26 protein-coding genes are annotated in these 26952 nt (G+C 73.1%); 12 read left to right on the plus strand and 14 right to left on the minus strand.

What is annotated here, in order from left to right; translation table 11 throughout:
• Nucleotides 1-28: 28 nt before the first annotated feature.
• The 4 genes from K415_RS0100670 to K415_RS0100685 all read right to left on the minus strand — a co-directional run bounded on the left by K415_RS0100670 (nucleotide 29) and on the right by K415_RS0100685 (nucleotide 3979).
• Nucleotides 29-649, minus strand: a complete 621-nt coding sequence (locus tag K415_RS0100670; RefSeq protein ID WP_024285200.1) for a hypothetical protein — start codon at nucleotides 647-649, stop codon at nucleotides 29-31.
• 82 nt (nucleotides 650-731) lie between these two features.
• On the minus strand, nucleotides 732-1613 hold the full coding sequence (locus tag K415_RS0100675; protein WP_024285201.1) for an ABC transporter permease: 882 nt from the start codon (nucleotides 1611-1613) through the stop codon (nucleotides 732-734).
• A complete protein-coding gene (locus K415_RS0100680) occupies nucleotides 1600-2604 on the minus strand; it encodes an ABC transporter ATP-binding protein (protein ID WP_369795158.1) in 1005 nt (334 codons plus the stop codon). Before K415_RS0100680 ends, K415_RS0100675 begins: the two co-directional genes overlap by 14 nt.
• Before the next feature lie 58 nt (nucleotides 2605-2662).
• Complete coding sequence (locus K415_RS0100685; protein ID WP_231494791.1) at nucleotides 2663-3979, minus strand: hypothetical protein; 1317 nt, start codon at nucleotides 3977-3979, stop codon at nucleotides 2663-2665.
• A gap of 94 nt (nucleotides 3980-4073) precedes the next feature.
• On the opposite strand from K415_RS0100685, the gene K415_RS0100690 reads away from it, so the two are divergent.
• Together K415_RS0100690 and K415_RS0100695 are read left to right on the plus strand one after the other, a co-directional pair.
• Nucleotides 4074-4727 carry a response regulator transcription factor gene (locus tag K415_RS0100690; RefSeq protein WP_024285204.1) on the plus strand — a complete coding sequence of 218 codons (654 nt, stop codon included), beginning with the start codon at nucleotides 4074-4076 and terminating at the stop codon, nucleotides 4725-4727.
• Nucleotides 4724-6202, plus strand: a complete 1479-nt coding sequence (locus K415_RS0100695; protein ID WP_024285205.1) for an ATP-binding protein — start codon at nucleotides 4724-4726, stop codon at nucleotides 6200-6202. Before K415_RS0100690 ends, K415_RS0100695 begins: the two co-directional genes overlap by 4 nt.
• On the opposite strand, the gene K415_RS0100700 is transcribed toward K415_RS0100695, so the two are convergent.
• From K415_RS0100700 to K415_RS0100710, 3 genes are all read right to left on the minus strand, one after another.
• Complete coding sequence (locus K415_RS0100700) at nucleotides 6160-6909, minus strand: 2,3-bisphosphoglycerate-dependent phosphoglycerate mutase (RefSeq protein WP_024285206.1); 750 nt, start codon at nucleotides 6907-6909, stop codon at nucleotides 6160-6162. The genes K415_RS0100695 and K415_RS0100700 overlap by 43 nt on opposite strands.
• A 69-nt stretch (nucleotides 6910-6978) precedes the next feature.
• Nucleotides 6979-8325, minus strand: a complete 1347-nt coding sequence (locus K415_RS0100705; RefSeq protein ID WP_024285207.1) for a hypothetical protein — start codon at nucleotides 8323-8325, stop codon at nucleotides 6979-6981.
• Nucleotides 8322-10853, minus strand: a complete 2532-nt coding sequence (locus K415_RS0100710; protein ID WP_024285208.1) for a hypothetical protein — start codon at nucleotides 10851-10853, stop codon at nucleotides 8322-8324. The genes K415_RS0100705 and K415_RS0100710 overlap by 4 nt, the downstream gene beginning before the upstream one ends.
• A 290-nt stretch (nucleotides 10854-11143) precedes the next feature.
• Here K415_RS0100710 and K415_RS0100720 point away from each other — a divergent pair, with 290 nt between their 5' ends.
• On the plus strand, nucleotides 11144-11950 hold the full coding sequence (locus K415_RS0100720) for a putative protein N(5)-glutamine methyltransferase (RefSeq protein ID WP_024285209.1): 807 nt from the start codon (nucleotides 11144-11146) through the stop codon (nucleotides 11948-11950).
• A gap of 25 nt (nucleotides 11951-11975) precedes the next feature.
• Here K415_RS0100720 and K415_RS0100725 read toward each other — a convergent pair whose 3' ends face one another.
• Complete coding sequence (locus tag K415_RS0100725; protein ID WP_051480359.1) at nucleotides 11976-12974, minus strand: aldo/keto reductase; 999 nt, start codon at nucleotides 12972-12974, stop codon at nucleotides 11976-11978.
• A gap of 138 nt (nucleotides 12975-13112) precedes the next feature.
• Here K415_RS0100725 and K415_RS21230 point away from each other — a divergent pair, with 138 nt between their 5' ends.
• The 6 genes from K415_RS21230 to K415_RS0100755 all read left to right on the plus strand — a co-directional run bounded on the left by K415_RS21230 (nucleotide 13113) and on the right by K415_RS0100755 (nucleotide 18617).
• On the plus strand, nucleotides 13113-13952 hold the full coding sequence (locus tag K415_RS21230) for a PP2C family serine/threonine-protein phosphatase (protein ID WP_051480360.1): 840 nt from the start codon (nucleotides 13113-13115) through the stop codon (nucleotides 13950-13952).
• A gap of 409 nt (nucleotides 13953-14361) precedes the next feature.
• On the plus strand, nucleotides 14362-15315 hold the full coding sequence (locus K415_RS0100735) for an ice-binding family protein (RefSeq protein WP_155859306.1): 954 nt from the start codon (nucleotides 14362-14364) through the stop codon (nucleotides 15313-15315).
• The gene (locus K415_RS24425) at nucleotides 15312-16025 is read left to right on the plus strand and encodes a class F sortase (RefSeq protein WP_024285213.1); all 714 of its coding nucleotides are present in this window, start codon (nucleotides 15312-15314) and stop codon (nucleotides 16023-16025) included. The genes K415_RS0100735 and K415_RS24425 overlap by 4 nt, the downstream gene beginning before the upstream one ends.
• Nucleotides 16026-16154: 129 nt before the next feature.
• Nucleotides 16155-16505 (plus strand): YciI family protein, encoded by a 351-nt coding sequence (locus tag K415_RS0100745; RefSeq protein ID WP_024285214.1) that lies wholly within the window; start codon nucleotides 16155-16157, stop codon nucleotides 16503-16505.
• A gap of 5 nt (nucleotides 16506-16510) precedes the next feature.
• Nucleotides 16511-17761, plus strand: coding sequence for an RNA polymerase sigma factor (locus tag K415_RS0100750; RefSeq protein ID WP_024285215.1), 1251 nt, complete (start codon nucleotides 16511-16513; stop codon nucleotides 17759-17761).
• A gap of 40 nt (nucleotides 17762-17801) precedes the next feature.
• Nucleotides 17802-18617: a pentapeptide repeat-containing protein gene (locus K415_RS0100755; RefSeq protein ID WP_024285216.1), complete on the plus strand. Its 816-nt coding sequence runs from the start codon at nucleotides 17802-17804 to the stop codon at nucleotides 18615-18617.
• A gap of 73 nt (nucleotides 18618-18690) precedes the next feature.
• Here K415_RS0100755 and mgrA read toward each other — a convergent pair whose 3' ends face one another.
• Together mgrA and K415_RS0100765 are read right to left on the minus strand one after the other, a co-directional pair.
• The gene (mgrA, locus tag K415_RS0100760; RefSeq protein WP_024285217.1) at nucleotides 18691-19722 is read right to left on the minus strand and encodes an L-glyceraldehyde 3-phosphate reductase; all 1032 of its coding nucleotides are present in this window, start codon (nucleotides 19720-19722) and stop codon (nucleotides 18691-18693) included.
• Nucleotides 19723-19804: 82 nt separating this feature from the next.
• Entirely contained in the window at nucleotides 19805-20821 is a 1017-nt protein-coding gene (locus K415_RS0100765) for an aldo/keto reductase (protein ID WP_034660945.1), read from the minus strand.
• A 122-nt stretch (nucleotides 20822-20943) separates the two neighbouring features.
• Here K415_RS0100765 and K415_RS0100770 point away from each other — a divergent pair, with 122 nt between their 5' ends.
• Nucleotides 20944-21819, plus strand: a complete 876-nt coding sequence (locus K415_RS0100770; RefSeq protein ID WP_024285219.1) for a LysR family transcriptional regulator — start codon at nucleotides 20944-20946, stop codon at nucleotides 21817-21819.
• Nucleotides 21820-21822: 3 nt separating this feature from the next.
• On the opposite strand, the gene K415_RS0100775 is transcribed toward K415_RS0100770, so the two are convergent.
• The 4 genes from K415_RS0100775 to K415_RS0100790 all read right to left on the minus strand — a co-directional run bounded on the left by K415_RS0100775 (nucleotide 21823) and on the right by K415_RS0100790 (nucleotide 23932).
• Nucleotides 21823-22584: an SDR family NAD(P)-dependent oxidoreductase gene (locus K415_RS0100775; RefSeq protein WP_024285220.1), complete on the minus strand. Its 762-nt coding sequence runs from the start codon at nucleotides 22582-22584 to the stop codon at nucleotides 21823-21825.
• Between the two features lie 252 nt (nucleotides 22585-22836).
• Nucleotides 22837-23013 (minus strand): hypothetical protein, encoded by a 177-nt coding sequence (locus K415_RS23720; protein WP_155859307.1) that lies wholly within the window; start codon nucleotides 23011-23013, stop codon nucleotides 22837-22839.
• Nucleotides 23010-23591: a hypothetical protein gene (locus K415_RS0100785; protein ID WP_024285221.1), complete on the minus strand. Its 582-nt coding sequence runs from the start codon at nucleotides 23589-23591 to the stop codon at nucleotides 23010-23012. Before K415_RS0100785 ends, K415_RS23720 begins: the two co-directional genes overlap by 4 nt.
• Nucleotides 23591-23932, minus strand: a complete 342-nt coding sequence (locus tag K415_RS0100790; protein ID WP_024285222.1) for a PadR family transcriptional regulator — start codon at nucleotides 23930-23932, stop codon at nucleotides 23591-23593. Before K415_RS0100790 ends, K415_RS0100785 begins: the two co-directional genes overlap by 1 nt.
• Nucleotides 23933-24087: 155 nt before the next feature.
• Here K415_RS0100790 and K415_RS0100795 point away from each other — a divergent pair, with 155 nt between their 5' ends.
• Together K415_RS0100795 and K415_RS0100800 are read left to right on the plus strand one after the other, a co-directional pair.
• Nucleotides 24088-24777 carry a hypothetical protein gene (locus K415_RS0100795; RefSeq protein ID WP_024285223.1) on the plus strand — a complete coding sequence of 230 codons (690 nt, stop codon included), beginning with the start codon at nucleotides 24088-24090 and terminating at the stop codon, nucleotides 24775-24777.
• Nucleotides 24778-25042: 265 nt separating this feature from the next.
• Nucleotides 25043-26920, plus strand: coding sequence for a penicillin-binding transpeptidase domain-containing protein (locus K415_RS0100800; protein WP_024285224.1), 1878 nt, complete (start codon nucleotides 25043-25045; stop codon nucleotides 26918-26920).
• The last annotated feature ends 32 nt before the right edge of the window (nucleotides 26921-26952 follow it).

The raw sequence follows: 26952 nt of genomic DNA on the forward strand, positions 1-26952 counted from the left end.
TGCCCGCGTTCGCCGACGGCGAAGCAGATCAGACCGGGACCGGGTCGTGGATCGGCTGTCCGCTGTGGTCCAGCTCGGCCAGCTCCCCGTTCTCGAGCCGTCGCCACCTCGCGCCCTGCAGGTCCCGGAACAGGACGAACGCCGTCATCCGTTCCCCGGGATCCTGGTGGGTCTGCGGGAGGGCGACAGACAGCTCCTCGCCGGCGACCAACACGGTGCGCTCGGCGAGGGTCAGGGTCTGGTCCCGCTCCGCGTTCACGACCTGGAAGCTCATGTCGTACACCGGTGCGTCCGAGAGGTTGACGACCCTGCCGAACCGGCGCTCCTGGAGGGCACCGCCGGCGCTGACGAAGGAGGTCGGGTCGGGCTGCCACTCGATCCAGCCGATCACCCGCAGACCCTGGTCGCGACGCCGGTGCCACCGGTTGCGGCTGTCCTCGCCGATCCGGCGCGTCTCGTCCGCGACGCGCTGGACCTCCCGCTGCCGCTCCGCCACCTGGGCGCGCATCTCGGCGGCCCGGCGCGCCTGGCGCTCGTGGGTGATGGACCACAGCGCGATGATCACGGCCACCGTGGTCGCGACGGCGCCGAGGATCGACCACGCGTCGTGCCACTGGGTGACGTACTCGTGCAGCCCGTCGATCGACACGCGAGGACCCTAGCGTCTCGGGCGGGCAGACGCGGACGAATGCCCCGTCCGACCGTCGGCCGAGCGGGAACGACCGCAGGCCTCAGGACGTGACGTCGGCCGTCGTGAAGCGGCTCCAGGCCAGCGCGCCGAAGATCGCTACCCAGGCGGCCTGCACCGCGAGTCCCCGGCCGAGCACACCCCAGTCGACCTGGATCCGCAGGAACTCGGCGAAGTTGAGCCAGTGGTGGGTGAGCAGCGCCGGCTGGATCGCGGCGAGCTGCGGGAGCGTGTCGAGGACTGCCGAGACGATCGCGACGACGACGGTGGCGGCCATCGCCCCCACCGGCACCTCGGTCAGCGAGGACAGGAACAGACCGACCGCGACCAGCCCGGACAGCGAGAGCACGACGTAGAGCGCGACACCCGCGATCCGCAGCACGCCGTCGGACAGCGGGACCGTCGACCCGGACAGCAGCGTGAGCTCGCCCAGCCCGAAGTAGGCCGCGCCCACGACGAGCGCGACCACCGCGATCGCGGCGACCGCGGAGCCGACGAAGGTCATCGTGGCGAGCGCCTTGACCGCCAGCAGCCGGCCCCGGGAGACCGGCACCGCGAGCAGGTACCGCAGGGTCCCCGCCTGCGCCTCGCCGGCGATGGCGTCACCCGAGGCGATCCCCGTGGTCAGCGGCAGCAGGAAGGGCAGGCACATGAACAGGGACGCGACCACGAGGAACAGCCCGTTGCCGGTGACCCGCCCGATGAAACCCGGTCCCTGGCCGCCGAGTGCGGAGTCCTGGGTGACGAAGAGCAGGGTGCCGAGCAGCAGCGGGACGAACGACAGCCCCGCCAGGAGCGCGATGTTGCGCCGCCGGCCGAAGACCAGGCGCAGCTCGCTGCGCACCAGTCGACCCCACGCACCGCGTCGTGGCACGCTCAGGCCCGCCACAGCGGGAACCGCGGCCTCGAGCTCAGCGAGCGACATCGAAGCCCTCCCCGGTGAGCGTGACGAAGAGCTGCTCGAGGCTCGGTCGCCGGACCTCGAGGCCGACCAGGTCGATGCCCGCGCCGACCAGCGCGGCCGCGACCCGCTGCGGCTCGACGGCACCGAGCAGGGCATCGAGCAGCACGCCGTCGACCCTGACCTCGGCCAGCCCGAGACCGGCCAGCACCTGCGCCGCGGTCCCGACGTGCTCGGCCGAGGTCGTCACGGACACCCGGGCCGCACCGCGTCGGGTCAGGACCTGCCGATCACCCTGCAGCAGCAGCCGCCCCTGGCCCATGATCCCGATGTGCGAGCACACCTGTTCGATCTCGGTCAGCAGGTGCGAGGAGACGAGCACCGTGGTCCCGCCGTCCGCCAGCTGACGCACGAGGTGCCGCACCTCGCGGGTGCCCTGAGGGTCGAGCCCGTTGGTCGGCTCGTCCAGCACGAGCAGCTCACGCGGGCGCAGCAGGGCCGCGGCCAGCCCGAGGCGCTGCTTCATGCCCAGGGAGTACTGCCGGTACGGCTTGCCGGCCGCGGCGCCCAGGCCGACCCTCTCGAGCGCCTCGCCGCTGCGGAGACGTGCCGTGCGCGGGTCGGCTGTCGCATCGCAGGCGTCGAGCCGGGCGAGGTTCGCGGCACCGCTGAGGTACGGCTGGAAGGCCGGGCCCTCGACCAGCACGCCGACCCGCGGGAGCACCGGGCCGGCCGCCTGCGGCATCGGGTGGCCCAGCAGCCAGGCGCGTCCGCTGGTCGGCCTGACGAGGCCCAGGAGCATCCGGATCGTCGTCGTCTTGCCCGAGCCGTTCGGGCCGATGAAGCCGTAGACCGAGCCGCGCGGCACCGCCAGGTCGATCCGGTCGACAGCGACCTGGCCGGACCGGAACTGCTTGGTCAGACCCTCGGTCCGCACCGCGAGCGGGACGGCGGGCGCAGGGTCCGCCGGGTGCGCGAGCGGCTCGGGCGTCGCGGTCCGCTGGTCGGTCGTCACAGGAGCAAGCATGCCCCCTGGGCCGACCTGCCGACCACGCCCGCCGGCCGGGCTCCCGTCACGCCATCGCGCGCAGGGTCTCGGCCGGCACGGCGCCGATCAGCACCCGCCCGTCATCGGTCACCAGGATGCTCAGCAGGGACGAGCTGAGCAGGGTCCCCTCGGGGACGCGCGTCGTCAGCTCGGTGTACAGGGCGACGGTGTCCAGGTCCATCGAGTGCGAGCCGTCGCCCTCGTCGCCGCGGAACTCCGCGATGAGGTCCTGGGCGCTCTCCGAGCCGAAGCTCGGCTCGCCACCCGGCACGGTGGCCAGGGCGGCCGGGTCCCCGGCGATCAGCGACATCATGTCCAGACCCGAGAGCTCCACGACCGTCTCCCAGCCGGTGCCGGTGACCGTCACGCCCTCCGGCGCAGCGGCGTCCGTGTCCTTCAGGTCCGCCATGTCCTCGAGGTCTGCCATGTCCTCGAGGGCCGCCAGGTCCTGCTCGTCGGGCAGCTCGGACTCGGCGGGCAGCGGCACGACGACGTCGCGCACGGTGGCCCCCGCCGGGACGGAGAACTCGAGCACGGCCGGGTCGGGGGCCGTGAACGCGACGTCGGTGAACCCGACCTCGAGCGCCGGGGCCGCGGCGTCCTGGGTGCTCCAGACCTGCACGCGCAGCGGCGCGGACGTCTCGGCGTCGACAGCGACCACGATCCGCGCGATCAGGGTCCCGGTGCTCCGCGGGGTCACCACGAGCAGGTACGCACCGCGACCGGCGACCGTGGTCTGGCCGTCGATCGAGACGATGGACGTCTCGTCCGCGTGCTCGAGCGCGGCAGCGGCGGCCTCCTGCGGCGTCGGCAGGTCACCGGCCACCTCCGGGGAAGGTCCGGCCTCGAGCTCGGCGGCGAGCGCGTCGTACCGCGCCTGGTCCGCCGGGCTCAGCGCGTAGTGGACGACCTCGTCGTCGGCGCTCGAGTACGTCCAGGCCTCGGCGCCGTCCCGGACGACCGAGTACTCCGACATCGCACCGAGCAGCGAGATCCGCGAGCTCTCCGCACCGTCCGACCAGACCCGCATGGTCGAGCTCCCGCCGAGCAGGGCGATCGGGTCCGCCCCGCCGATCTCACCGAACGGGAGGTCGGGCAGGCCGAGGCGTGCGGTGTAGACGATGGTGCCGGAGAGCGGCGAGGGCTCCGCGGCGATCACCGAGGCGACCAGCTGCTCGGGCGTCACGTCCGGCAGGCCCTCGTCGCCGGCCGAGGCGATCAGGGGTGGGGTGACGAAGGCACCGACGACGACGATCACAGCGGCGGCGGGCACAGCCCAGCGGGACCGCGGCGACCAGCGGCGCGACGACGGGGTGGGACGGGTCTCGGTCAGCTCGCTCATGGCACCACTGTGCGCCGTCCTTGCTGTGAGGATGCTGAGAGGGCCCGGAGGCGGGTGCGCACCGGTCCGCCAGGCCCGGTGGCATGCTGCGGGGGTGCGGGTGCTGGTGGTCGACGACGAGCGCGGACTGACGCGCGCGCTCCAGCGCGGACTGACCGCGGAGGGCTTCGCGGTCGACGTCGCGTACGACGGCGAGACCGGCCTCGAGCTCGCGACGGACACCGACTACGACGCGATCGTGCTGGACGTGATGCTGCCCAGGCGCAACGGCTACGACGTCGTCACGGCCCTGCGCGAGCGCGACGTGTGGACGCCGGTGCTGATGCTCAGCGCCAAGGACGGCGAGCACGACGTCGCCGACGGTCTGGACGTCGGCGCGGACGACTACCTGACCAAGCCGTTCGCCTTCGTCGTCCTCGTGGCACGGCTGCGGGCGCTGCTGCGGCGCCCGGCAGGTGCGCGGCCCGCGGTGCTGACCACCGGCGACATCGTGCTGGACCCCTCCGCCCGCACCGTGACCCAGGCGGGCTGGCTCGTCGAGCTGACGAGCCGGGAGCTCGCCCTGCTGGAGTACCTGATGCGCCACGCGGACCGGGTGGTCGGCAAGGTCGAGCTGCGCGACCACGTCTGGGACGGCGCCGGCGAGGACCTCAACGTCGTCGAGGTGTACGTCGGCTACCTGCGACGCAAGCTCGGCCGCACCGCGATCACCACGGTCCGCGGCGCGGGCTACCGCGTGGCCGGATGAGCGCCGTCGGCACGGGCGGCGCCGGTCAGGGCGCGCCGGCGCGGTCACCCGGCCCGCGGGCACGCGGCTGGTCGGTCCGGGTGCGGCTGACCGTGCTCACGGCCGCGTCGATGTGCGTGGCACTGGTGATCGGTGCGGTGCTGCTGACGACAGTGCTGTCCCGCGGCCGGGTCGCCGCGCTCGACGACATCGTCCGCGACCGGGCCACGACGGTCGCCGCGCTGGTCACCGAGGACCGCGTCCCGGCGGCCCTGCCGGTCGCCGAGCCGGGCGAGATCGTCCAGCTCCTCGACGCCGACGGCCGGGTGATCAGCTCCTCGCCCAATGCGAGCCGGACGTTGCCGGTGGTCCCGGCCCGGGAGCTCGACGACCTGCGGTCACGAGCCGCGCGCACCGCGGGCACCCCGGGCACAGCGGGCACCGTGGGCACGGCTGTCCTGGTCACGGCCACGGAGGTGAGCGCGTACGACGTTGGCGCCCGGGTCGCTGTCGTGACGACCACCTACCGCGGTGAGCCGGCGACGGTCGTCGCGACCGTCCCGCTGGCCGAGGTGCAGGGTCTGCTGCGCGCCCTTGCGGTCTCGCTCGTCGGCGTCGTGCCGGTGCTCACCGCCCTGCTCGCGTTCGCCATCTGGGCAGTGGTCGGCCGGGCCCTCGCACCTGTCGAGCAGCTCCGCCGGGCGGCCGCGCAGGTCGCCGGGGAGGGTGGCCCAGGTGCCCTGCCCGTCCCGCGCAGCGACGACGAGCTCGGCGCGCTCGCCCGGACCCTCAACGAGATGCTCGACCGGCTGGAGACCGCCGCTACCCGCCAGCGCGCCTTCGTCGCGGACGCCGCGCACGAGCTGCGCTCCCCCATCGCCTCGCTGCGGGCCGGGATCGACGTCGCCCGCGCCCATCCGGCGACGTACACGAGCGCCGAGCTCGCCGCCGACCTGGAGGTCGAGGTGTTGCGCATGCAGGCGCTCGTGGACGACCTGCTCCTGCTCGCCCGCGTCGGGTCGGCCCCCGTGGTGCGTGACCGGATCGACCTGGTGGCCGTCGTCCACGAGGCGATCGGCGCGACGCGTCCGTCCGACGTGCAGCTGGACGTGACCGGGACGGGCACCTGCTGGGGCGACCGGGCGGCCGTCCAGCGGGTCGTGCGCAACCTGCTGGACAACGCGCTGCGGCATGCGAGCTCGCGGGTCGCCGTCGGGCTGGCGGACGGCTCCGTCCAGGTGGACGACGACGGCGGCGGCATCCCGGTGGCCGACCGCGAGCGCGTCTTCGAGCGGTTCGTCCGGCTCGACGACGCGCGCGAGCGGGAGGCCGGCGGGAGTGGCCTGGGCCTCGCGATCGCCCGCGAGATCGCCCGGGAGAACGGCGGCGACATCCACCTGGGCGACTCCCCGGCGGGTGGCCTGAGCGCGACGCTCTCGATGCCGACAGGTGCTCAGGTCCCGCCCTCCCGTGCGATCCGTGCGGCGGCGTCCTGAGCCGCCGACACGTCGAGGTAGCGCCCGCCCCGTGGTCCGACCAGACCGTCCGGGTAGACGTCGTAGCGCAGCGGGTGGCCGGACGGGATGTTGAGGTCCTCGATCTCGGTGGGGCTCAGCCCGTCGATGACCGCACACAGCGCACGCAGCGAGTTGCCGTGCGCGACCACGAGCACCGTCTCGCCGCGCTGCGCGCGCGCACGCATCAGGTGCCAGCTCGGGGTGACCCGCGCGACGACGTCCCGCAGCGACTCCCCCGACCCAGGGACGAGCAGCCCCGAACGCGGGTCGGTGAAGGCGTTGTCCCAGGTGGCGACCTGATCGGCGGTGGCCGGTGGGGGCACGCCGTCCACGGTTCGGCGCAGGGCGAAGTAGCGCTCCGGGCCGAGCTGGTCGAGGGCCTGCGCCTTCGACACGCCCGTGAGGCAGCCGTAGTCCCGCTCCACCAGACGCCAGGTGGCGACCACCGCGACGCCCTCGGCGGCCAGCTCGGCCTGGACCAGGTCCGTCGTCAGCCTCGCCCTGAGCATCGGCGAGGTCACCACGACGTCGGGCCGGAGGTCGGCCGCGACGATCATCCGTGCGGCGCCGGTCGCCTGCTGCCGCCCGCGCGACGTCAGGCCGACGTCCAGGAGCCCGGTGAACTCCTGGGCGGCGTTTGCCGTGCTCTCACCGTGCCGGAGCAGGACCAGGACGCCGTGGATCACCCGTCGATCCAAGCAGCCGCAGCGGCTGCGGCCACAGGACGCTCGTCCGAGGGCGCCGAACCTGCCGGCTCAGCCCGCGACGACGATCGAGTAGCCACCGACCAGCTCACCCTCCGGTGACGTGAGCGTCAGGCGCAGCAGGTGCTGGGCGCCGTCCGGCCCGCCGAGCGCACGGGCCATCTCGCTGCCGGGCAGCTCCCGTGCGTCGAGCAGCTGCTCGAGACCCCGGACCCACGCGTACGCCAACGGCTCGTCGGTGACCTCGCCGACGTCGCCCCAGCGCTCCGGACCGAGCGTGTCGAGCAGGCGACGCGTGCCGCCCGGCTCGGCGAACGGGTGCACAGCAGGGCCCTCCCGGGGTGCGGAGCGCAGGGCGTAGCGGGTCCGACCCACCACCTTCGCCAACGCGTCGCTGCGGGCCACGACGGTGCGACCCTCGGACTCGAAGGCCGTCAGCAGGTGCACGGACGCACCGATGTCGACACCCCCGCGGATCTCCTCGAGGGCGGGCGCGACGATCGGCCGCGGCCGGCGCTTCTCACCGATCGGGAGGAAGCCACCGCTCAGGGCCTGCAGGAGCGGCACGGCCGCCGGCCCGCCGTGCGTGAGCTCGAGGGTGAAGCCCTTCGGCACGAGCCCGGCCAACGTGGTGATCAACGGCGCCGCACTCTGGCCCGGACCGACGATCGTGAGGTTCCGCTGACCGACGTGCCGGTGCTCGTTGACGAGCAACGGACCGGCGAAGTGGTCCGCCGGGCAGCTCACCGACGCGATGAGACACTCGTGCCCCGTCTCGCCGGGATCGATCCGCCACGGCGCGTCGAGCTCGACGAGCCGGACGCAGCCCGGGTCGCGGCGGTCGGCGAGCTCGGGGATCCAGGCACCGCCGATGTGGTGCTGCTGGTAGTAGGGGTCGTTCTGGTTGCCGGTACCGAAGAAGCCCGCGGCGACCGCCCACGCCTGCACGTGCACGCCCACCGCGGGGAGCAGGCCCAGGTTCCACACCCGGACGAAGACCCGGTAGGTCCGTCCGGCGACCGGGCTCACCACGAGCCTGCCCTGGTCGAAGGGCCCTGTGTAGGCGGCGTCGATGAGCAGCAGGTCCGGGGACTCCCAGCACACGACCGGGGGCCACACCGGGCGTTGACCGCGGTCGCCCGGGGAGAACGCGCGCACCAGCAGGTAGGGGTAGACGTCCGCACGGCGTGGGCGACGCTCGCGGCCGATCTCGCCGGCCATCTCCCGCCACCGGTCGCCGCGCCCGGGGTCGGGGACGTATCCCGGATCGGGATCGGGGTCCGCCGGTCGGTCCGGGGTGTGGCCGACCGGGTCCCTCGGCTCCTCGCCCCGCTGCTCCTTGTGCTCCTCGTCGCCGAGCTCCGGGTGCTCGGGCGGGCGGCGCTCGTCGTCGTTCACCGGTCGCCTCCGAACGTGCCGCGCTGCCACTCCTGGCCGAGGTTCAGCTCGTGCTCGTCGGGCGGGTCACCCGGCCGCCGGTCGCACGGGTCGGCGCCGACGTGCGCGGGCGGCGGTGCGACGTCGCGGCCGAGGTAGTGCACCCTGAGGTCACGGTGCGGGTCGTACCACTGCGAGTCGAACGGGACGCCGCCCGAGACCCGACGGGGGTTGTCGGTCCTCGCGTTGAAGAACTGCGGCGGGGTGCACGGCTGCGGGTAGCTGAAGTCGATCGTGCGGGTCGGGGACAGGACGACCTCGTCGATGTCCGGGACGCACTCCCACACCCCGCGGTCGTCCTTGTGGCCCGGGTCGCGGCCGAGGTGATGGCGGTCCCAGTCCCAGCAGTGCCAGGCGTAGCCGCGATCGGAGTCGAGGTTGAAGTCGGGCACAGCGAACTCGGCGGCGCCTACCTCGCCGGCCATCCGCCCGACGAGGTAGATGCCGTAGTCGACCGGACCGCCGAGGTGGGCGTCCATCGGCAGGAGCGCCTCGAGTGCATCGAAGGTCTGCTGCGGGGTGGTGCACGCCTCGAGGCCCTTGCGGGCGGCGGCGGCGCCGGCGACCGAGCCCAGCAGGACAGTGCTGGGCTGCCCCGCCACGTACGGCCCCACGTGCGCAGGCGCGCCCTCCTGGGGCACCCACTGCCCGGCCTGGTTCTTGAGCGGGTAGCGCCAGGGGGCGACCCACTCGCTCGGCTTGAGCTCGGGCGGGCCGTCGCCCGCGTACCGCAGGTTGTGGGTCAGGCCGAGCGCGCTGACCAGGTCGACCTCCGAGACGTCGGCGAGGCGGTCCCGCACGATGTTGCGCGGGTAGGCCGGGTCGAGGCCGAAGGCGGCACCGGCGTCGAGGCGACCCGACGGCTCGGTGATGACAGTGGCCGCCGCTCCGAGCCCCAGCGGGTCGTCGAGCGCCGAGGCGATCGAGAACGTGCCGCCGGCCGTCCCCAGGACGGTCAGCCCCGGGTCGACCTCCTCGGGCTTCGGCATCAGGAACCCCGACATCACCAGTGCCCGCCGGGCCAGCATGAACAGGTTCCAGGCCGGCACGACGAGCGCGTAGTAGATGACCTCGCGAGCAGGGAACGTCGTGATGTCGATGATGAGGCCCGGCAGGATCGTCGCGAGCCAGATCGCCACCTCGGCGAGGTACACCGCCCACGCGAACAGTGCGAGCAGCAGGTCGAGCAGGCTGAACGAGTCGTCGTCATCGACGTCCGCGCCGCGCGACGGGTCGTCGTCGACGCCGTACCCGCCGCCACCCGGTGGTGTGGGGAACGAGTGGTCGGTGAAGACCTCAGGAGGTTGTGGCCGGGTCGGGCTCAAGCCGTCCCGGCTCGTCATCTTCAGGTACGTGTAGACGATGTCCCACATCTGAGCCATCGCGTCGGCGTCGGGGCGCCCGTCGGCCTCGCCGCCGGCGTCGGTCGCCGAGTACTGCGGATCCTGCGTGAGGATCTTCGGACCGTCCGGGTGGACGGCGGCCATCGCCTCCAGCAGCGCGTCGGTCAGGTGCTCCGGCAGCCCACCGGAGTCGAGGTCGAACAGGGCCTGTCTCGCGGCGGCCGGCGTCGGGCCGTCGGAGGTGTCGTAGGCCGGGAAGCCGGTGAAGTAGTCGTACGCCGGGCCGTCGTCGCGCCCCGCGTACGGCCCGTCGCTGCGGCGGCGGAAGGCGAGCCGGAAGTGCAGGGCGCTCGTGCCGTACTCGCCGTAGCAGGCGCCGGAGTTCAGCGCCGAGTAGTTCTCGGCGTCGATGTGGTTCTCGACGAGGTGGTGCCGCTGCCAGTGGTCGCGGTAGGGGCCACCGGCCTTGGCGTTGGTGAACGGGTGCCCGGTGACATCGGTCGCGCAGTGCGACATCCAGCCGACCGCGAAGGCGAGCCGCGCCTCGGCGTCGAGCCGCTCGGCGGTGGTCGAGGCGGCCGCACGCGCGGCGGTGGCCTGCTGGAACAGGACGAACGGGAACTGGTAGGTGCGTCGGTAGTGGAAGACGTCCGACCAGTAGAAGGCCTCGTTGCCGTAGCCCTGCGGCACCCCGGAGGTCAGGACACCGAACCAGTCGCCCATCTGGGCCAGCAGGCCCTTGAACGCCGACATCACGGCGGCGGTCAGCTCGTCGAGGATCTGCGCGAGCTGGTTCGACAGGCCGCCGGTCAGCTGGGAGGCGAGCTGGGAGGAGTTGGTGCTGATCGGCGAGATCCACTTCTCCCACTTCTCGACGAACTCGCTGTCGATCTCCTCCCAGACGTCCAGCGCCCACTGCACGACCTGTCGGATCACACAGCCCTTCGTGTTGGAGAAGTCGGGCAGCAGGTAGAAGAGATCGGGCCCGAGCGACCCGATCGCGAGGTAGTTGCGCCAGGTGCGACAGATCTCACCGAGGTCCCGCGCCTCGGCGACGCTGATCGGGAAGCTCGGCGGCACCGAACCCGAGCGAAGTCGTTCGGCCGTGTCCTGCGCGGCCTGCATGTGCACGTACCAACCTGGCATCGTCGTTCCTCTCGGTCGCGCGAGGGTGGATCCGACCCGTACGTCCTACGTGGCGGTCAGCCGGACGTCGTCCTTGACGTCGTCGACCGCGAGCGTCGCGTGCACTCGAGACTCGCACCCTCGGGGCCCGCCCACAACACCCGATGTCGTAGAAAGTCCTGACGTGGTGGACCTGGCCGAACCGCCACCGGGCGGGCAGGATGACCACCTGGCCGCTGCCCCGACCTCCCTCCGGCGACCCGAGGAGCCGCGCCCATGAGCTGGACGACCGAACCGACCGAAGGACCCGCGTGACGACGGACCTGTCCGACCTCTCGTTGCCACGCGTCGTCGCGCGGCTCCGGGCCGCCGGCTGCGTCTTCGCCGAGGACGAGGCGGATCTGCTCCTCGCGGCGGCGGGCACGCCGGCCGAGCTCGCGACGATGGTGGTCCGCCGCGTCGCCGGCGAGCCGCTCGAGCAGGTCCTGGGCTGGGCGGAGTTCTGCGGTCTGCGGGTCGCCGTCGACCCGGGTGTCTTCGTCCCCCGCCGCCGCACCGAGCTGATGGCCCACGAGGCGATCGCGCTGCTGCGTGGCGCTGTCGGGCCGGTCCCCGTCGTCGTGGACCTGTGCTGCGGCTCGGGTGCGGTCGGCGCGGCTGTGGCCGCGGCGGTGGGCCGGATCGAGCTGTACGCCACCGACATCGACCCCGCCGCCGTGCGGTGCGCCCGCCGGAACCTCGCCGCTGCCGGTGCCGTGGTGGTCGAGGGTGACCTCGACGACCCGCTGCCTGCGGCACTGCGCGGACGGGTGGACGTGCTGGTCGCGAACGTGCCCTACGTACCCACCGGGGCGATCGCGACGTTGCCGCCCGAGGCGCGCCTGCACGAGCCGCGCGTGGCGCTCGACGGCGGTCCGGACGGGCTCGACGTCCTGCGGCGGGTCGCGACCCTCGCGCCGGGCTGGCTCGCGCCGGGCGGCCACCTGCTCGTCGAGACCAGCGAGCGCCAGGCGTCCCTCGCCGTCGAGGCGTTCGCCCGCAGCGGCCTCGTCCCTCGCGTGGTCAGGTCCGACGAGCTGGGCGCGCTCGTGGTGGTCGGCACGCGCCCGGCGTCCTGACCGCGCGCGCGACTGACCACGCGACTCACCAGTCGAGCGGGTGACCGCCCAGCCGCCGCAGGAACCAGTCCCGGATCGCCGTCGTGCACGCCTGCGGCAGGGGCTCGGCCGCCGCGGCCACCACGTCATCGAGCTGGCGGACCGACCTGATGCCCGGGATCACCGTCGAGACCGCGTCGGAGGCGAGCAGGTACCCCAACGCGCCCTGCAGCACCGGGACGCCGTCGGGCAGGAGCGCGCGGAACTCCTCGACGAGGGCTGCCCGGAGCGCGACGTCCGCCCGGGACCACCGTGCCCGGACGCCGGTGAAGACGGCATCGGGCCCGTAGCGACCGGCGAGCCAGCCCGACTCGAGCGGGACCTTGATGATCGTGCCGACACCGCAGTCGTGAGCACGACCCACGGCATCCCACGGCTCCTGGTAGAGCGCCGACATCCGCACCTCGAGAGCGGTGCTGGTGCTCGTGGCCAGAACGGTCTCCACGTCGCCGGCCCAGTCGACGGACGCGCCGTAGGCCCCGACCAGGCCCTGCTGCCGGAGCCGCTCGAGGACCTTGTAGTGGTCGTCGCGGGTCCCGTCGAGGACCTCCGGAGGCGGGCTGTGCAGCACGACGACGTCGATGTGGTCGGTGCCCATGCGCTCGGCGCTGGCCCTGACCGACGACTCGATGCTCGACGAGCGCCAGTCCGACGAACCGTCGGGCAGGTGTCCGAACTTCGTGCAGATCACGACCCGGTCGCGGTCCACGCCGCGCAGCGCCCGGCCGATGTTCAGCTCGGTCCGGCCGTCGGCGTAGCCGGGCGCCGTGTCGAGGAAGGTCACCCCCGCGTCGAGCGCGGCGTGCACGATCCGGACGGCCTCCTGCTCGTCCGGGCCGTCCGGCCAGTGCGCCGAGCGGCCCAGCTGCCACGACCCGAGCCCGATCTCGCTGACGGTGATCCCTGTGTCGCCGAACTGGCGGGTCCGCACCATGACAGCCTCCTCACGTGCCGGCGCGTCCACCGGCTCCGGCGACACGATCATGCACCGCGACCGATTGTCGCGCGTCGACCGCCGTGTTGACATCGCCGGTGGGGCGGGCGGATGCTCCACACGGTCGCGAGGCGCCACCCGGGACCGCCCGATCGGAGAGCGCCCGTGCCCACCACGCTACGAACCGCCATGCGGTCCGTCACCGGGCCCTACCGATCCGCCAACCAGGACTCGGTGGGCTGCTCGAGCGAGTACGTGTTCGTCGCTGACGGCGTCGGCGGTCACGCCGGCGGTGACGTCGCCTCCTGGACGGTGACCCACCGGCTGATGTCCCTCCTTGCGCCCGTCGGCAGCGGGGCGCTGGATGTCGAGGGACTGCGCACAGCCATCGCCCGGGCCAATGCAGATCTCGCCCTGCGCGTGCAGCGCGAACCGTCGCTCGCGGGAATGGCCACGACATTCACCGGGGTGTTCTGCGCCGACAATGTGGTGCGGGTCGCGCACATCGGGGACTCCCGCGCCTACCTCGTCCGGGACGGGCAGGGCCGGCAGGTCACGCGGGACGACTCGCTCGTCCAGATGCTCCTCGACTCGGGGGCCATCAGTGACGCCGAGGCCGACCACCACCTGCACCGCAACGTGATCGTGCGCTCGCTGGCCGGTGCACCGGACGACGCCCACGACGTCACCGTCCTGATCGTCCCGGCGCAGGTCGGCGACCGCTGGCTGGTGGCGAGCGACGGCCTGACGGACTACGTCCCGGAGACCGAGATCCTGGCCGCCCTGATCACCGCACCCGGCCCCGACGCGGCCGCCGACGCCCTGATCGCCGCGGCGACCGCGGCGGACTCGCGCGACAACATCTCGGTCGCGGTCAGCGATGTCGTCAGCTGCGAGGAGGGCGGGTCACCCGACGCGCGGCCGTACCGCTACCTCGGCGCCGCCGCGTCGCCGGAGTCCGTCGTCGTCGGCGACCTGTCCCGGCCCGCGCGGCCGGTCGCACACGCAGTCGATCCCGATCTGGGATGAGCCCGGAGCCGGGCGATCGGACGACGGTGACAGCCAATTCCGACCATTGCGGGCCATTGTGCTCACCAGGCCATTTCCGGGGACGGGGCTACACTGAACAATGACGGCGCCCCGGCTCGATCGGTCTGACCAGGCCGCACAGGGTTCTTCATTGTGGGGAATCCGTCGACGACCCTCGTTCCCGGCATCCTCCTGCGGCCACCTCGAGGCATGAACCGAGACGGCGTCACGCCCCGCTCGGCCGACGGAGCCGGTGCACATCATGAATACCGACCACAACGACGGCGCAGCGACGCGTCCGGCCCGAACCGGGTCCTCATCCCGTAGGTCCCACAAGGACACCAACGCTGCGTACACCGGGTCGTACGACGACTCGTCACCGACGGCGCACCTGAACGGAGGACACACCATGCAGCACTCCACGACAACCGCCCGCCGAAGGACCGCCGCCCGCGTGGCCGTGCCGGCCATCGCGGTCCTGACCGCTGTGTCCGTCGCCCTGATCGCCGGTGGCGCCCAGGCCGCGACACCCGTCCCGCTCGCGACCGCTGACGCATTCGTCGTGCTCGCCGGTTCCACGATCACGAACACCGGACCGACCACGCTCAACGGTGACATCGGCCTGTTCCCGGGCTCGGCGATCACGGACCTGGGCACGATCACCCTCAACGGGACCAACCACGCCGGCGACACCGTGACCCAGGGCGCCAAGACGGACCTGGTCGCTGCGTACGACAACGCCGCGGGCCAGACGCCCGTCGCCGTCCCGGTCGAGCTCGGTGGCCTGGTCCTGCCCGCGGGCGCGTACACCTCCGGCGGCGCGCTCGGCCTGACGGGGACCCTGACCCTCGACGCCGCCGGCGACCCGAATGCGGTCTTCATCTTCCAGTCCGCCTCCGACCTGATCACCGCGACGGACAGCTCCGTCAGCCTGATCAACGGCGCGCAGGCCTGCAACGTCTACTGGCAGGTGACGAGCTCCGCGACCCTCGGCGTCCGGTCGGCGTTCAGCGGGACGATCATGGCCCTGACCAGCATCGCCCTCCAGACCGGCGCCACGATCGAGGGCCGGGCGCTCGCCCGCAACGGTGCGGTCACCCTGGACAGCAACACGATCACGCGCCCGTCGTGCACCGTGGCCCCGGCTCCGACACCGACGGCGACACCGACGGCCACCGCGACCGCCGCGCCCCAGGTGACGGCAGTACCCACCGGTGGCATCGCGACCGGCGACGGCAGCAGTGTCACGGGCCCGAGCAGCGTCAACCCGGGGATCGTCGCCGCGCTGATCGCCGGCCTGGCGCTGATCGCCTGGCTCCCGGCCAGGGCCGTCAAGGCAGGTCGGGCGCGATCCGACCGGTGATCGACAGAGCTCCGACCGTCCGGCCCACGCCCGCACGTCGGGCGTGGGTCCGGACGGCGCTCGGGGTCACGGCTGTGCTGGTCCTGATCGCGGTCGGCACCACCGGCTGCGCCCCGCAGGTCGGCACGAGCGCGCCGCGTGCGGCCACCGGCCTCGACGACGTCCGGGGGTCGGCGACCACCACGGCACCGACCGCCGGTCCCACCGCGGCGCCGACCGCCGCACCGACCGCCGCCGCACCGACACCGACGGTCATGACCCGATCCGTTCCGGTGCGCGTGGAGATCCCCGCGATCGACGTGGACTCCGAGCTCATGGAGCTCGGCCTGCGCGACGACGGCACGATGGAGGTGCCACCCGACGCCTTCCCCGCCGGCTGGTACGACGGGGCACCCACACCCGGTGAGCTCGGACCGGCCGTCATCGCAGGCCACATCGACTGGCGTACGGGTCCCGCGGTCTTCGCCCGGCTGGGCGAGGTCACGGTCGGCGACGAGGTCAGGGTCACCCGGACCGACGCGAGCGTCGCGGTCTTCGCAGTGACGTCGGTCGAGCAGTACGCCAAGGACGCGTTCCCGACGGACCTGGTCTACGGCGACATCGACCATGCCGGACTGCGTCTGATCACCTGCGGCGGCTCGTGGGACGCCGAGGCGGGCCACTACCGGGACAACACCGTCGTCTTCGCCGAGCTCGTCCCCCCTGGCTGAGCGTCCGGCCGGGCCGACTACCGTGGGCGAGAAGTCGAGGCCGACGCATGTCGATCCGAGCCGACGCCGTTCGTGTAGCAGGTGAGCGGTCGGCGCCGGGCCGGCCGTGAGCCCACCCGGAGGTGCACCATGCAGCAGTACCTGATCAGCGTGATCGAGCCCGATGGTCCGCCGCCACCGCCGGAGCTCCTCGAGCCCGTGATGCGGGCCGTCGAGGCCGTCAACACCGATCTCCGTGCGGCCGGCGCCTGGGTGTTCGGCGGGGGTCTGCACCCGCCGACGACCGCGACCGTCCTGCACGCCGACGGCACCGAGGTGCTGATGACCGACGGACCGTACGCCGAGGGCAAGGAACACCTCGGCGGCTTCACGATCGTCCGGGCCCCCGACCTGGACGCCGCCCTCGCGTGGGGGCGCCGGTACGCCACGGCGATCGGTCTGCCGATCGAGGTGCGGCCGTTCCGGGAGGGTGCGGGCTGAGGTCGATGCCCGTGCTGACCCACGCCGACGTCGACCGCGTGTTCCGTCAGGAGTACGGACGCGCGGTCGCCGTCCTCGCGCGGACGCTCGGTGACCTCGACCTGGCGCAGGACGCGGTGCAGGAGGCCTTCGTCGCGGCCGTGCAGCACTGGCCTCGGACCGGACTCCCGCCGAGCCCGGCGGGATGGATCATCACCACCGCCCGGCGCCGTGCGATCGACGCCCTGCGACGTGAGGCGTCCCGGGCGGATCGCCACGCCCAGGCGGCTCTGCTGCACACCCCCGTCCGACCGGGTCCGGAGGATGCCGTGCTCGACGACGGCCCGCAGGACGACCAGCTGCGCCTGGTCTTCACCTGCTGCCACCCCGCGCTCTCCCCGGTCGCACAGGTGGCGCTCACCCTGCGGCTGCTCGGCGGGCTGACCACTGCCGAGATCGCGGCCGCGTTCCTCGTCCCCGAGCCGACCATGGCCCAGCGCCTGGTCCGGGCCAAGGGCAAGATCCGCGACGCGCGGGTCCCCTACCGCGTGCCGGAGGGCGCCGAGCTCCCCGACCGGCTCCCCGCCGTGCTGGCCGTCGTGTACCTCGTCTTCAACGAGGGCTACGCGGCGAGCTCCGGCGACGCGCTGGTCCGCGCCGACCTGTGCGCCCAGGCGATCCGGCTCGGTCGACTCCTCGCCGAGCTCATGCCCGACGAGCCCGAGGTCATGGGGCTCCTGGCGCTCATGCTGCTCGTCGAGTCGCGCCGCGCGACGCGCACGACGCCGGCCGGCGACCTCGTCCTGCTCGCCGACCAGGACCGTGCCGCCTGGGACCGCGACCTGATCGACGAGGGGCAGGCCATCGTCCGTCGGTGCCTGCGCCGCAACCAGCCCGGCCCCTACCAGCTCCAGGCAGCGATCCAGGCCGTGCACAGCGACGCTGCGACGGCCGCGGCGACCGACTGGCGGCAGGTCCTTGCGCTGTACGACCAGCTGCACGTGCTGGTGCCGAGCCCGGTGGTCGCGCTCAACCGTGCCGTGGCGGTCGCCGAGGTCGAGGACCCGGCGGCGGCGTTGGCCCTCGTCGACCACCTGGACCCCGGCGACCACCGGGTGCTCCATGCCGTCCGGGCCGACCTGCTGCGACGTCTGGGCCGCACGGCGCAGGCCGCAGCGGCCTACGACGCGGCGATCGCGGGTAACCCGAACGCCGTCGAGCGTGCCTTCTTCGAGCGCCGCCGCGCGGCACTCGACGGCGAGTCAGCACCCGGCTGACGCCGCAGGGACCGGACGACCCGGTCGATAGGCTGCGCCAGTGGCTGACGACGACCGATCGGCACTGCGCGCCGACTGCGCGAGCTGCTTCGGGCTGTGCTGCGTCGTCCCCGCGTTCTCGGCCTCGGCGGACTTCGCGATCGACAAGCCCGCCGGGCACGCGTGCCCGAACCTCGGTGCGGACAGCAGGTGCACCATCCACGCGACGCTGCGCGAGCGCGGCTTCGCCGGGTGCACCGTGTACGACTGCTTCGGCGCGGGCCAGAAGGTCTCTCAGGTCACCTTCGGCGGGCGCAGCTGGCGGCAGGACGCGCAGACCGCACGCGAGATGGTCGAGGTCTTCCCGGTCGTACGGGCGCTGCACGAGCTGCTCTGGTACCTGACCGAGGCGCTGGCCCTCGACTCCGCGCGGACGCTGCACGAGGGCCTGCGCCGTGCGCGTGCCCAGACGCAGCAGCTCGCGGACCTCGGCCCGGACGGTCTCGTCACCCTTGATGTCGCAGCCCACCGCGACGCCGTCAACCGGCTGCTGCTGGCGGCGAGCGAGCTCGCCCGGACCGGCGTCCGGCACCCGACGAAGGAGCACCGGGGGGCCGACCTCGTCGGTGCGGACCTGCGCGGCGCCGACCTGCGCGGCGCCACGCTGCGCGGCGCCCTGCTCATCGGCGCCGACCTGCGACAGGCCGACCTGCGACAGGCCGACGTCATCGGGGCCGACCTGCGCGGCGCCGACCTGCGCGGCGCCGACCTCGTCGGGGCGATCTACCTGATCCAGTCCCAGCTCGACGCGGCGCGCGGCGACCGGAGCACCCGGCTCTCGTCGTCGCTCCGGCACCCCGCGCACTGGGCACCGTGAGCCGGGGCCGGCGACGAGCACCGCTCGCCGACGGGCCGACCGGTCAGGCGCCCGACGGCGCGCAGCCGGTCGACTAGGCCCCGCGCGAGGTCGCCCACAGGTCGATGCCTGCGTCGACCGCGTGCTGGTCGATCGCGGCGAGCTCGTCGTCGCTGAAGGCCATGTTCTCCAACGCGGCGAGGTTCTGCTCGAGCTGGGCGACGCTGCTGGCGCCCAGGACGAGGGACGTCACACGCTCGTCGCGCAGCGCCCAGGCGAGCGCCATCTGCGCCAGCGACTGCCCACGGCCGCGAGCGAGCTCGTTGAGCGCCCGCACGTGCTCGATCGTCACGTCGGTGAGCAGCGTGGGGGCGAGGGACTTCTTCTGGTCCGCGCGGGAACCCTCGGGGATGCCGCCGAGATACTTGTCGGTGAGCATGCCCTGGGCGAGCGGGGAGAAGCCGATGCAGCCGGCACCGACGTCGGCGAGGGTGTCGAGCAGCCCCTCGGTCTCGATCCAGCGGTTGAGCATCGAGTACGAGGGCTGGTGGATCAGCAGCGGGGTGCCGAGGTCCGCGAGGATCTGCGCCGCGCGCCGGGTGTCGGCGGGGCTGTACGACGAGACGCCCGCGTACAGCGCCTTGCCCGAGCGGACGGCCGTGTCGAGGGCGCCCATCGTCTCCTCGAGCGGCGTGCTCGGGTCGAAGCGGTGGGAGTAGAAGATGTCGACGTGGTCGAGACCCATCCGGGTCAGCGACTGGTCGAGGCTCGCCAGGACGTACTTCCGGGAGCCACCACCGCGGCCGTACGGGCCGGGCCACATGTCGTAGCCGGCCTTGGTCGAGATCACGAGCTCGTCGCGGTACGGGTGCAGGTCCTCACGCATCAGCCGACCGAAGTTGATCTCGGCCGAGCCGTAGGGCGGACCGTAGTTGTTGGCCAGGTCGAAGTGCGTGACACCGAGGTCGAACGCACGCCGGACCGTGGCCCGCTGGGTCTCGAACGGCTTGTCGTCACCGAAGTTGTGCCACAGGCCGAGCGAGAGCACGGGCAGGTCGAGCCCGCTGCGTCCGGTGCGCCGGTAGGTCATCGAGTCGTAGCGGCTCGTGTCGGCGAGGTAGGTCATCGTGGTGTCCTTTCGGGACGGCAGGGCTGGTCGGGCAGTGTGCGGGCCGGGTGGCCGGATGGCTCGGGCGGGGCGAACAGCGTCAGGCGCTCGGCCGCGTCGGACCGGAGCCGGTTCCCCAGGCGGACAGCGCGGCCGCGATCTCCGTGATGTCGACGTCGTCGAGGGTCAGGCCGGCGGCCGGCAGCCAGCCGTCGACCTGCTCGGGGCTGCGTGCCCCGACGATCGCGCCGGTCACGCCGTCGAAGGCCAGCGTCCAGGCGATCGCGACCGCTCCGACCGAGACGCCGTGCCGGTCCGCGACCGGTCGGATCGCCTCGACGAGGGCGAGGTTGCGCGCCAGGCCCTCGCCGACGAAGTCGTCGCTCGTGCTGCGCCAGTCGTCCGAGCCGAGGGTCGCGGCCCGCTGCGCGGTGAACGACCCGGTGAGCAGACCGGACGCCATCGGGCTGTAGACGATCGCGCCGGTGCCATGCTCGGCGCACCACGGCAGGAGGTCCTGCGCGACCTCGCGGTGAACCAGGCTGAACTTCGGCTGCAGGGTGTCGACGTGCCCGATCCGCTCGGCCGTCCCAAGCCGTGCGACGTCGTGGTTGGACAGGCCGACGGCCCGCACCTTCCCCTCGTCCAGCAGGGCGCGGAAGACCGGCCAGTAGTCCTCGATGCGGGCGCCGTCCTCGGCCGGCCAGTGCATCTGGTAGAGGTCGATGCGCTCGACCTGCAGGCGGCGCAACGATGCCTCCACCTCACGGCGCAGGCTGGCGGGGTCGCCCACGCGGCGGGGCCGCTCGTCGCGCGCGGCTTCGTCCCAGACCAGGCCGCCCTTGGTGAAGACGTACGGCCGGTCGGCCTCCGGCAGGCCGGCCAGCGCCTGCGCCACGACCTCCTCGGAGTGGCCCAGCCCGTACACCGCGGCGGTGTCGATCCAGTTCACGCCCTGCTCGACGGCGTGCCGGATCGCGGCGACCGAGGCGGAGTCGTCCTGCTCGCCCCACGCGAAGGCCCACCCACCGCCACCGATCGCCCAGGCACCGAACCCGACGCGGGTGATGTCCATGTCCGTACGCCCCAGGGGCACCGTCGTCAGCGATGTCTGCACGCTGCACACCTCGTCTCGTCATCGGGTTCAGGTCTACAGTGCACCTGTCGCATTCAGGAGTCCAACAGCGCACCCCGATGGAACTCATCGATCCAGGTGCACAATCACCCTCGGAGGGGCACGTGGAGCTTCGCCAGCTCGAGCACTTCGTCGCCGTCGCCCAGGAGCGGCACTTCACGCACGCCGCCGAGCTGCTGCAGATCTCCCAGTCCGGTCTGTCGGCGTCGATCCGCGCGCTGGAGACCGAGCTGGGCGCCTCCCTGTTCGTGCGGAGCACCCGCCGGGTCGAGCTCACGGCAGCGGGCCAGGCGCTGCTCGAGGAGTCGCACCGCACGCTCGCGAGCGCCGCGGCTGCCAAGGACGCCGTCCTGGCGGTGCGCGGTGTGGTCGGCGGGACGCTCGCGGTCGGCTCGGAGCAGTGCCTCGGGGTGCTCGACGTCCCCCGGGAGCTCGCCCGGTTCCGCGCCGAGCACCCCGGGGTCGGCATCCGCCTCGGCTTCGCCGGCTCGACAGCACTGGTGGCCGACGTCGCGGGCGGTCGCCTCGACCTGGCCGTGATCGCGGTGTGCGCTCCCCCGCCGCCCGGGGTCGACCTGCACCCCCTGGCCACCCGCCCGCTGGTCCTGCTGTGCCACGCCGGGCATCCGCTGGCCGGCGTGGCCGAGGTGGCGCTCGACCAGCTCGGCGAGGAGACCTTCGTCGGCTTCCAGCAGGACTGGGGCGCGAGCGCGCTGGCGACCCGCGCGTTCGCCGCCGCCGGTCGAGCGCACCGGGTCGAGCTCGAGGTCAACGACGTGCACAGCCTGCTCGACCTGGTCGAGGCCGGGCTCGGTGTCGCCGTCGTGCCCGAGCCGATCGCCGCCAAGCGCCCCGACCGGCTGCATGCTGTGCGCCTGACCGGTCGCGAGGTCCCGGCCTGGGACGTCGCGGTCGCCGTCCCGCAGGTCCCGAGCCCGGCGGCCGCCGCCCTGCTCGCCCAGCTGCGTGCGCCCGGCTGACCCTCAGACCGTCGTGTACCCACCGTCGACGAGGTGGTAGCTGCCCGTGATGAAGGACGCCTCGTCGGAGAGCAGGAAGCACACCAGGTGCGCGACCTCCTCGGCCCTGCCGAGCCGGCCGAGCGGGTGCTTGCCCTCGAGCACCGTGAGCACCTCCGGGCCGACGTTGTCCAGCAGCAGCGGGGTGGTGATGTAGCCCGGACCGACGCAGTTGATGCGCAGCCCCAGCGGGCCGTACTCCGCCGCGGCATTCTTCGTCAGCCCGACGACCGCGTGCTTGGACGCGGTGTAGGCGCCGTTGCCGGGGGCAGCGACAGTGCCGTGGATCGAGGCCATGTTCACGATGGCGCAGTGCCGACCACCGGCCCTGAGCATCTGCGGGATCTGGTACCGCATGCCGTAGAGCACGCCGCTGAGGTTGATCGCGATGACCTTGTCCCACTCGGCCAGGTCGGTCTCGCCCACGAGGGCGTGCTTGCCGCCGATGCCTGCGTTGTTGACCGCCAGGTGCAGCGCGCCGTAGGTCTCGACCGTGAACCGGACGACCTTCTCGGAGTCCTTCGCCCTCGCGGTGTCCTGGTGGACGGCGACCGCTGTGCCGCCCGCCGCGGTGATCTCGTCCGCGACCCGCTCCGCGCCCGGCAGGTTGATGTCGCTGAGCACGACCTTCGCACCCTTGGCCGCGAGCTCCTTGCCGATGGCCTCACCGAGGCCGGAGCCTCCACCCGTGACGATCGCGACGTTGCCCTCGAACAGCGACGTCATTGTCGTTCCCTCCTGTAGAGATGTCCTCCCATCGTTGGATGTGGGCCCTAGGTCCCAGAGGGACGAAGGTCCCGGCGGCGCACCACGGCGCGACGGCCGAGACCGGCGCCGCCCGGACACGTCAGTCCCAGAACGGCGGCAGGTCGTCTTCGTCCACAGGGTCGGTCAGAAAGGTCGTCATGCCCGACCCATCGACAGATCCTGCGCGCGCTCAAGAGGACCAAGGTCCGCCGACGTGTGTCGGTGCGCGGGTCACCGTCGCGGCGGTCCGTCCTGGGGCTCCTCGCGACTCCTCATGCGCAGGGCGAGGTCGATGACCTGGCTGGGTGTGTGTCGCGGGGCCGCGCGTTGCTGGAGCAGCACCATGCGTCGCAGCTCGCGCTCGGTGACCTCGTCGCGGTCGGCCGCCGTGCTCTTCGCCACGGTCATCCCCCGTCCGGCGGAGTGACCTCGACGAGGTCACCGGGTGTCGGCTCGCCCGCGCCGGCGCTGAGCAGCGTCAGCGCGAGGGCGATGCTGAGCACGAGCGTCAGGGCACTCACGGCACCTGCCGCGACGAACAGGCCGGTCACGCCACGGTGCCGGCGCATCCCCGCCACGGCGACGGCGCCGACGACGACGGCGAGCGGCACGGCGACGAAGGGGTTGACCGGGACGAGGGCGAGCGAGAGGCCCGCGAGCGCGATGAGCACCGGCCCGGCCCAGGCGGACCACCCCGGTGCAGCCTCGGGCCTGCCGCCTGCTGGGTCCCGCACGACTGTCACGGTGAGACCGGGTTCGGCGGCGGCAGCGATGCGTTCGACGGGGCCCAGGTGCTCCAGCACCGTCCGGACGTCGGCAGCGGTCGGCTCGCCGTCGCCGAGAGCGGCCTCGATGTGCTCGCCCACCGAGGCGACGACGTCGCCACGCTCGGACTCCTCGACGCCGGACAGGGCACGCGCCAGGTCGTCGAGGTAGGCGCTGACCAGCGGGTTGAGGAACACGGGTCCCCGGAGCGGCTCGGACATCAGCGGGCCTCCTGCAGGATCTCGTCGACGCCCCGGCTGAACGGCGTCCAGATCGCCGCGAAGGACTCCACGGCCGCGCGGCCGTCGGCGGTCAGCGAGTAGTAGCGCCGGGGCGGTCCCGAGCGGGACTCACGCCACGACGTCTCGACCCAACCCTGCTTGCGGAGGCGGGCCAGCAGCGGGTACAGCGTGCCCTCACTGGTGAAGAGCAGCTCGTGCCGGCTGAGCTCGGTGGCGATCTCCAGCCCGTAGGCGGCTCCGGTGCGCAGGTAGGCGAGCACGCAGAACTCGAGCACACCCTTGCGCATCTGGGTGAGCACGCCCTCCGACGTGGGTACCATGCGCAACACGGTAGCAGTCTCTTGCACCGCTAGGTAGTGCGCATCGATAGGTTCCGTGGTTTGCTCGGCGCACTGGCGCCGTGGGGGGAGTCCGGTCGATCCCCGCACGCCCGGGATCGACGGACACTCGCTACGCACAAAGGGGCAATCGAGACGTGCACACACTCCGGAAGCCGACCCTGACGCTCATCGCCTTCGCGGCACTCGTCCTGGCCACCGCACCCGCCGCCCATGCGGAGGAACCGGACCCGCTCCAGGTCGTCGACGCGACCGGCATCGCCGGGTCGGCCGGCCTCTCGGCATCGCCCGTCGACGAACCCGAGAGCCCTGAGCTCCTCGCGTACCTCGACACCCTGTCCGAGTCCGATCGGCTGACGTTCGTCCGGACCCGACTGCCGGCCGAGCAGGTCATCGCGCGGTCCGCACCGCTGCCGATCGACGCCGCGGCCCAGCGCAGCGCGCGCCTCGCCGCGGACACCGGGTCCGCCGTGAGCCCGATGTCGACCGGGTGCTGGACCCAGCGCTGGAACGGCAGCGCCCGATCGGCCGCCGGGAACGTGCTCTACACGTACTACACGAGCGGCGGCTGGTGCTCGACCGGGTCCACCGTCACCCGGGCCTGGCTCGCGGAGGCCGGCGGCGAGACGAGCACGCCGGGCTGGCGGTACGACGGGGTCGTCAAGAGCGGCGCCGGCGTGGTGTCCAACCAGGGCCGCTCCTACGCGCAGCACCGGTTCGTCCTGCGGGTCGGCGGCTGGGACGTCCAGAGCCCCTCGCCCTGCCTGCGGGTCAGTGGCACGTCGGGCGGCACCTCGTCCGGCGCCTACACCTGCGGGATCTCCTGAGACCTCGCCCTGGGACGGGCAGGGATGGCCCGCAGGGGGAGCCATCCCTGCCCGGTTCGGCCGGGCAGCGTTGCCCGCCGGCCCGATGTGAGCCGATGGTCCGGCGGGTCGGCCGGGCGGCATGCAACGATCTTGGCGTTGCAGTCGTCCAGGGTGATGGACAGGTCCGCGCGGACCCCATCAGCAGCGAGGGGGAACGGTGCACGAGCGCACACATGCAGGGCCCGCACGATCGCTTGTCGCAGCATGCGCCGCTGGTGCGCTCGTGCTCGTCGGCCTGACGGCGTGCACGCCGGGACGCCCCGAGCCGGAGGCCGCCGCCCAGGCGCTGGCCGACGGGATCGCAGGCGGTGACCTCACGGACGTGCCCCTGACCGGCACGACACCGGCGGACGCCACCGCTGCGCTCACGGCGGCGATCGCTGGGCTCGACCCGCTGCGGCCCACGATCGAGGTCGGCGAGATCACTGTCGACGAGGAGGGTGAGACTCCGACGGCGGCCGCGCCGCTGACCTTCACCTGGGACGTCGACGAGGGCGACCTGGACTGGACCTACACGACGACCGCACAGCTCGAGCTGGTCGAGGACGAGTGGCTCGCCCAGTGGTCGACCTTCCTCGTCGCACCTGATCTCGGCGCGGAGGAGGTCCTGACCACCCGGCGGGTGGCCGCCGAGCGTGCGAACGTGCTCGGCGCGGGCGGCTCGGCCGTGCTCGTCGAGCCACGCTCGATCCAGCGGCTCGGGGTGGACAAGACGCGCGTCGACGCGGCCGGCCGGCCCGAGGCGGCACGACAGGTGGCCGAGCTGCTCGGGCTCGACCCGGTCGCCTACGCCGAGCAGGTCGCCGCAGCCGGGGAGAAGGCCTTCGTCGAGGCGCTCATCGTGCGCACCGAGAACCCGGGTGTCGACCTGACCGCGTTCGCCGCGATCCCGGGCGCGCTGGCCGTCGACGACATGATGCCGCTGGGCCCCAGTCGCAGGTTCGCCCGCCCGATCCTCGGCGCAGCGGGCCCGGCGACGGCCGAGATCATCGATGAGTCCGCGGGCGCGATCGCCGCCGGTGACACGGCGGGGCTCTCCGGCCTGCAGCGCCAGTACGACGAGCAGCTGCGTGGCCGGCCCGGGCTCACGATCCTCGCGACGCGGCAGGAGCCGGCGGCCGAGCGCGAGCTCTTCCACATCGACCCGGTGCCGGGCGAACCCCTGGTGACGACCCTCAACCCGACCTTTCAGGACGCTGCGGAGACGGTCCTGGAGAATGTCGTGCCGGCCAGCGGGATCGTCGCGATCCGTGCGTCGACCGGTGAGGTCCTCGCCGCGGCGAGCGGACCGGGCGGTGCGGGCTACTCCACCGCGACCCTCGGCACCTACGCCCCCGGATCGGTGTTCAAGGTGGTCAGCTCGCTCGCCCTGCTCCGCGCAGGCCTGACGCCGGACACCGCCGTGGAGTGCCCCACGAGCACGACCGTCGACGGGCGGACCTTCAGCAACTTCCCCGACTACCCGGCGGCTGCGAACGGGACCATCCCGCTGCGCACCGCAGTCGCGCAGTCGTGCAACACGGCCTTCATCGGGTCGCGTGACCTGGCACCGCAGCAGGCCCTGGTCGACGCCGCGGCTTCGCTCGGGCTGGGCGTCGAGCAGTCCCTCGGCTTCCCGTCGTTCCTCGGGTCGGTCCCGGCGGACTCGACCGGGACCGAACATGCGGCGTCGATGATCGGACAGGGCCGCATCCAGGTCTCACCGCTGGCGATGGCTGCGGTCGCGGCGTCGGTCGCGAGCGGTCGGACGGTCGTGCCCTGGCTGGTCGGGTCGGCACCACCCGCCGCCGCCGCCGCGGCCACCCCGCTGACGGCGGCCGAGACCGAGGCCCTGCAGGCGCTGATGCGCGCGGTCGTCACGGAGGGTGGCGCGACCTTCCTGCAGGACGTCCCCGGACCCGAGGTGCTGGCCAAGACCGGCACCGCCCAGACGGGCTCCGGTGCGGAGCTGCACAACCACGCCTGGATGATCGCCGTGCACGGAGACCTCGCCGTCGCGGTGTTCGTCGAGAGCGGTGAGTACGGGTCGACCACCGCAGGACCGCTGCTCGAGCAGTTCCTCACCGCGACGGCGACGGCGACCGCGACCGCGGCGGGCTGACCGACGGCTGGGCTGACCGACACCCGGGCTGG

This window comes from Cellulomonas sp. KRMCY2 (genome assembly GCF_000526515.1).
GTDB lineage: Bacteria > Actinomycetota > Actinomycetes > Actinomycetales > Cellulomonadaceae > Actinotalea.

Excerpts from the sequence above, each read along its gene's own strand:
- K415_RS0100675 (WP_024285201.1), bottom strand. The coding sequence starts at position 1,613 with ATGTCGCTCGCTGAGCTCGAGGCCGCGGTTCCCGCTGTGGCGGGCCTG.
- K415_RS0100685 (WP_231494791.1), bottom strand. The coding sequence starts at position 3,979 with ATGAGCGAGCTGACCGAGACCCGTCCCACCCCGTCGTCGCGCCGCTGG.
- K415_RS0100695 (WP_024285205.1), top strand. The coding sequence starts at position 4,724 with ATGAGCGCCGTCGGCACGGGCGGCGCCGGTCAGGGCGCGCCGGCGCGG.
- K415_RS0100710 (WP_024285208.1), bottom strand. The coding sequence starts at position 10,853 with ATGCCAGGTTGGTACGTGCACATGCAGGCCGCGCAGGACACGGCCGAA.
- K415_RS0100725 (WP_051480359.1), bottom strand. The coding sequence starts at position 12,974 with ATGATCGTGTCGCCGGAGCCGGTGGACGCGCCGGCACGTGAGGAGGCT.
- K415_RS21230 (WP_051480360.1), top strand. The coding sequence starts at position 13,113 with ATGCGGTCCGTCACCGGGCCCTACCGATCCGCCAACCAGGACTCGGTG.
- K415_RS0100735 (WP_155859306.1), top strand. The coding sequence starts at position 14,362 with ATGCAGCACTCCACGACAACCGCCCGCCGAAGGACCGCCGCCCGCGTG.
- K415_RS0100745 (WP_024285214.1), top strand. The coding sequence starts at position 16,155 with ATGCAGCAGTACCTGATCAGCGTGATCGAGCCCGATGGTCCGCCGCCA.
- K415_RS0100750 (WP_024285215.1), top strand. The coding sequence starts at position 16,511 with ATGCCCGTGCTGACCCACGCCGACGTCGACCGCGTGTTCCGTCAGGAG.
- mgrA (WP_024285217.1), bottom strand. The coding sequence starts at position 19,722 with ATGACCTACCTCGCCGACACGAGCCGCTACGACTCGATGACCTACCGG.
- K415_RS0100775 (WP_024285220.1), bottom strand. The coding sequence starts at position 22,584 with ATGACGTCGCTGTTCGAGGGCAACGTCGCGATCGTCACGGGTGGAGGC.
- K415_RS23720 (WP_155859307.1), bottom strand. The coding sequence starts at position 23,013 with ATGACCGTGGCGAAGAGCACGGCGGCCGACCGCGACGAGGTCACCGAG.
- K415_RS0100785 (WP_024285221.1), bottom strand. The coding sequence starts at position 23,591 with ATGTCCGAGCCGCTCCGGGGACCCGTGTTCCTCAACCCGCTGGTCAGC.
- K415_RS0100790 (WP_024285222.1), bottom strand. The coding sequence starts at position 23,932 with ATGGTACCCACGTCGGAGGGCGTGCTCACCCAGATGCGCAAGGGTGTG.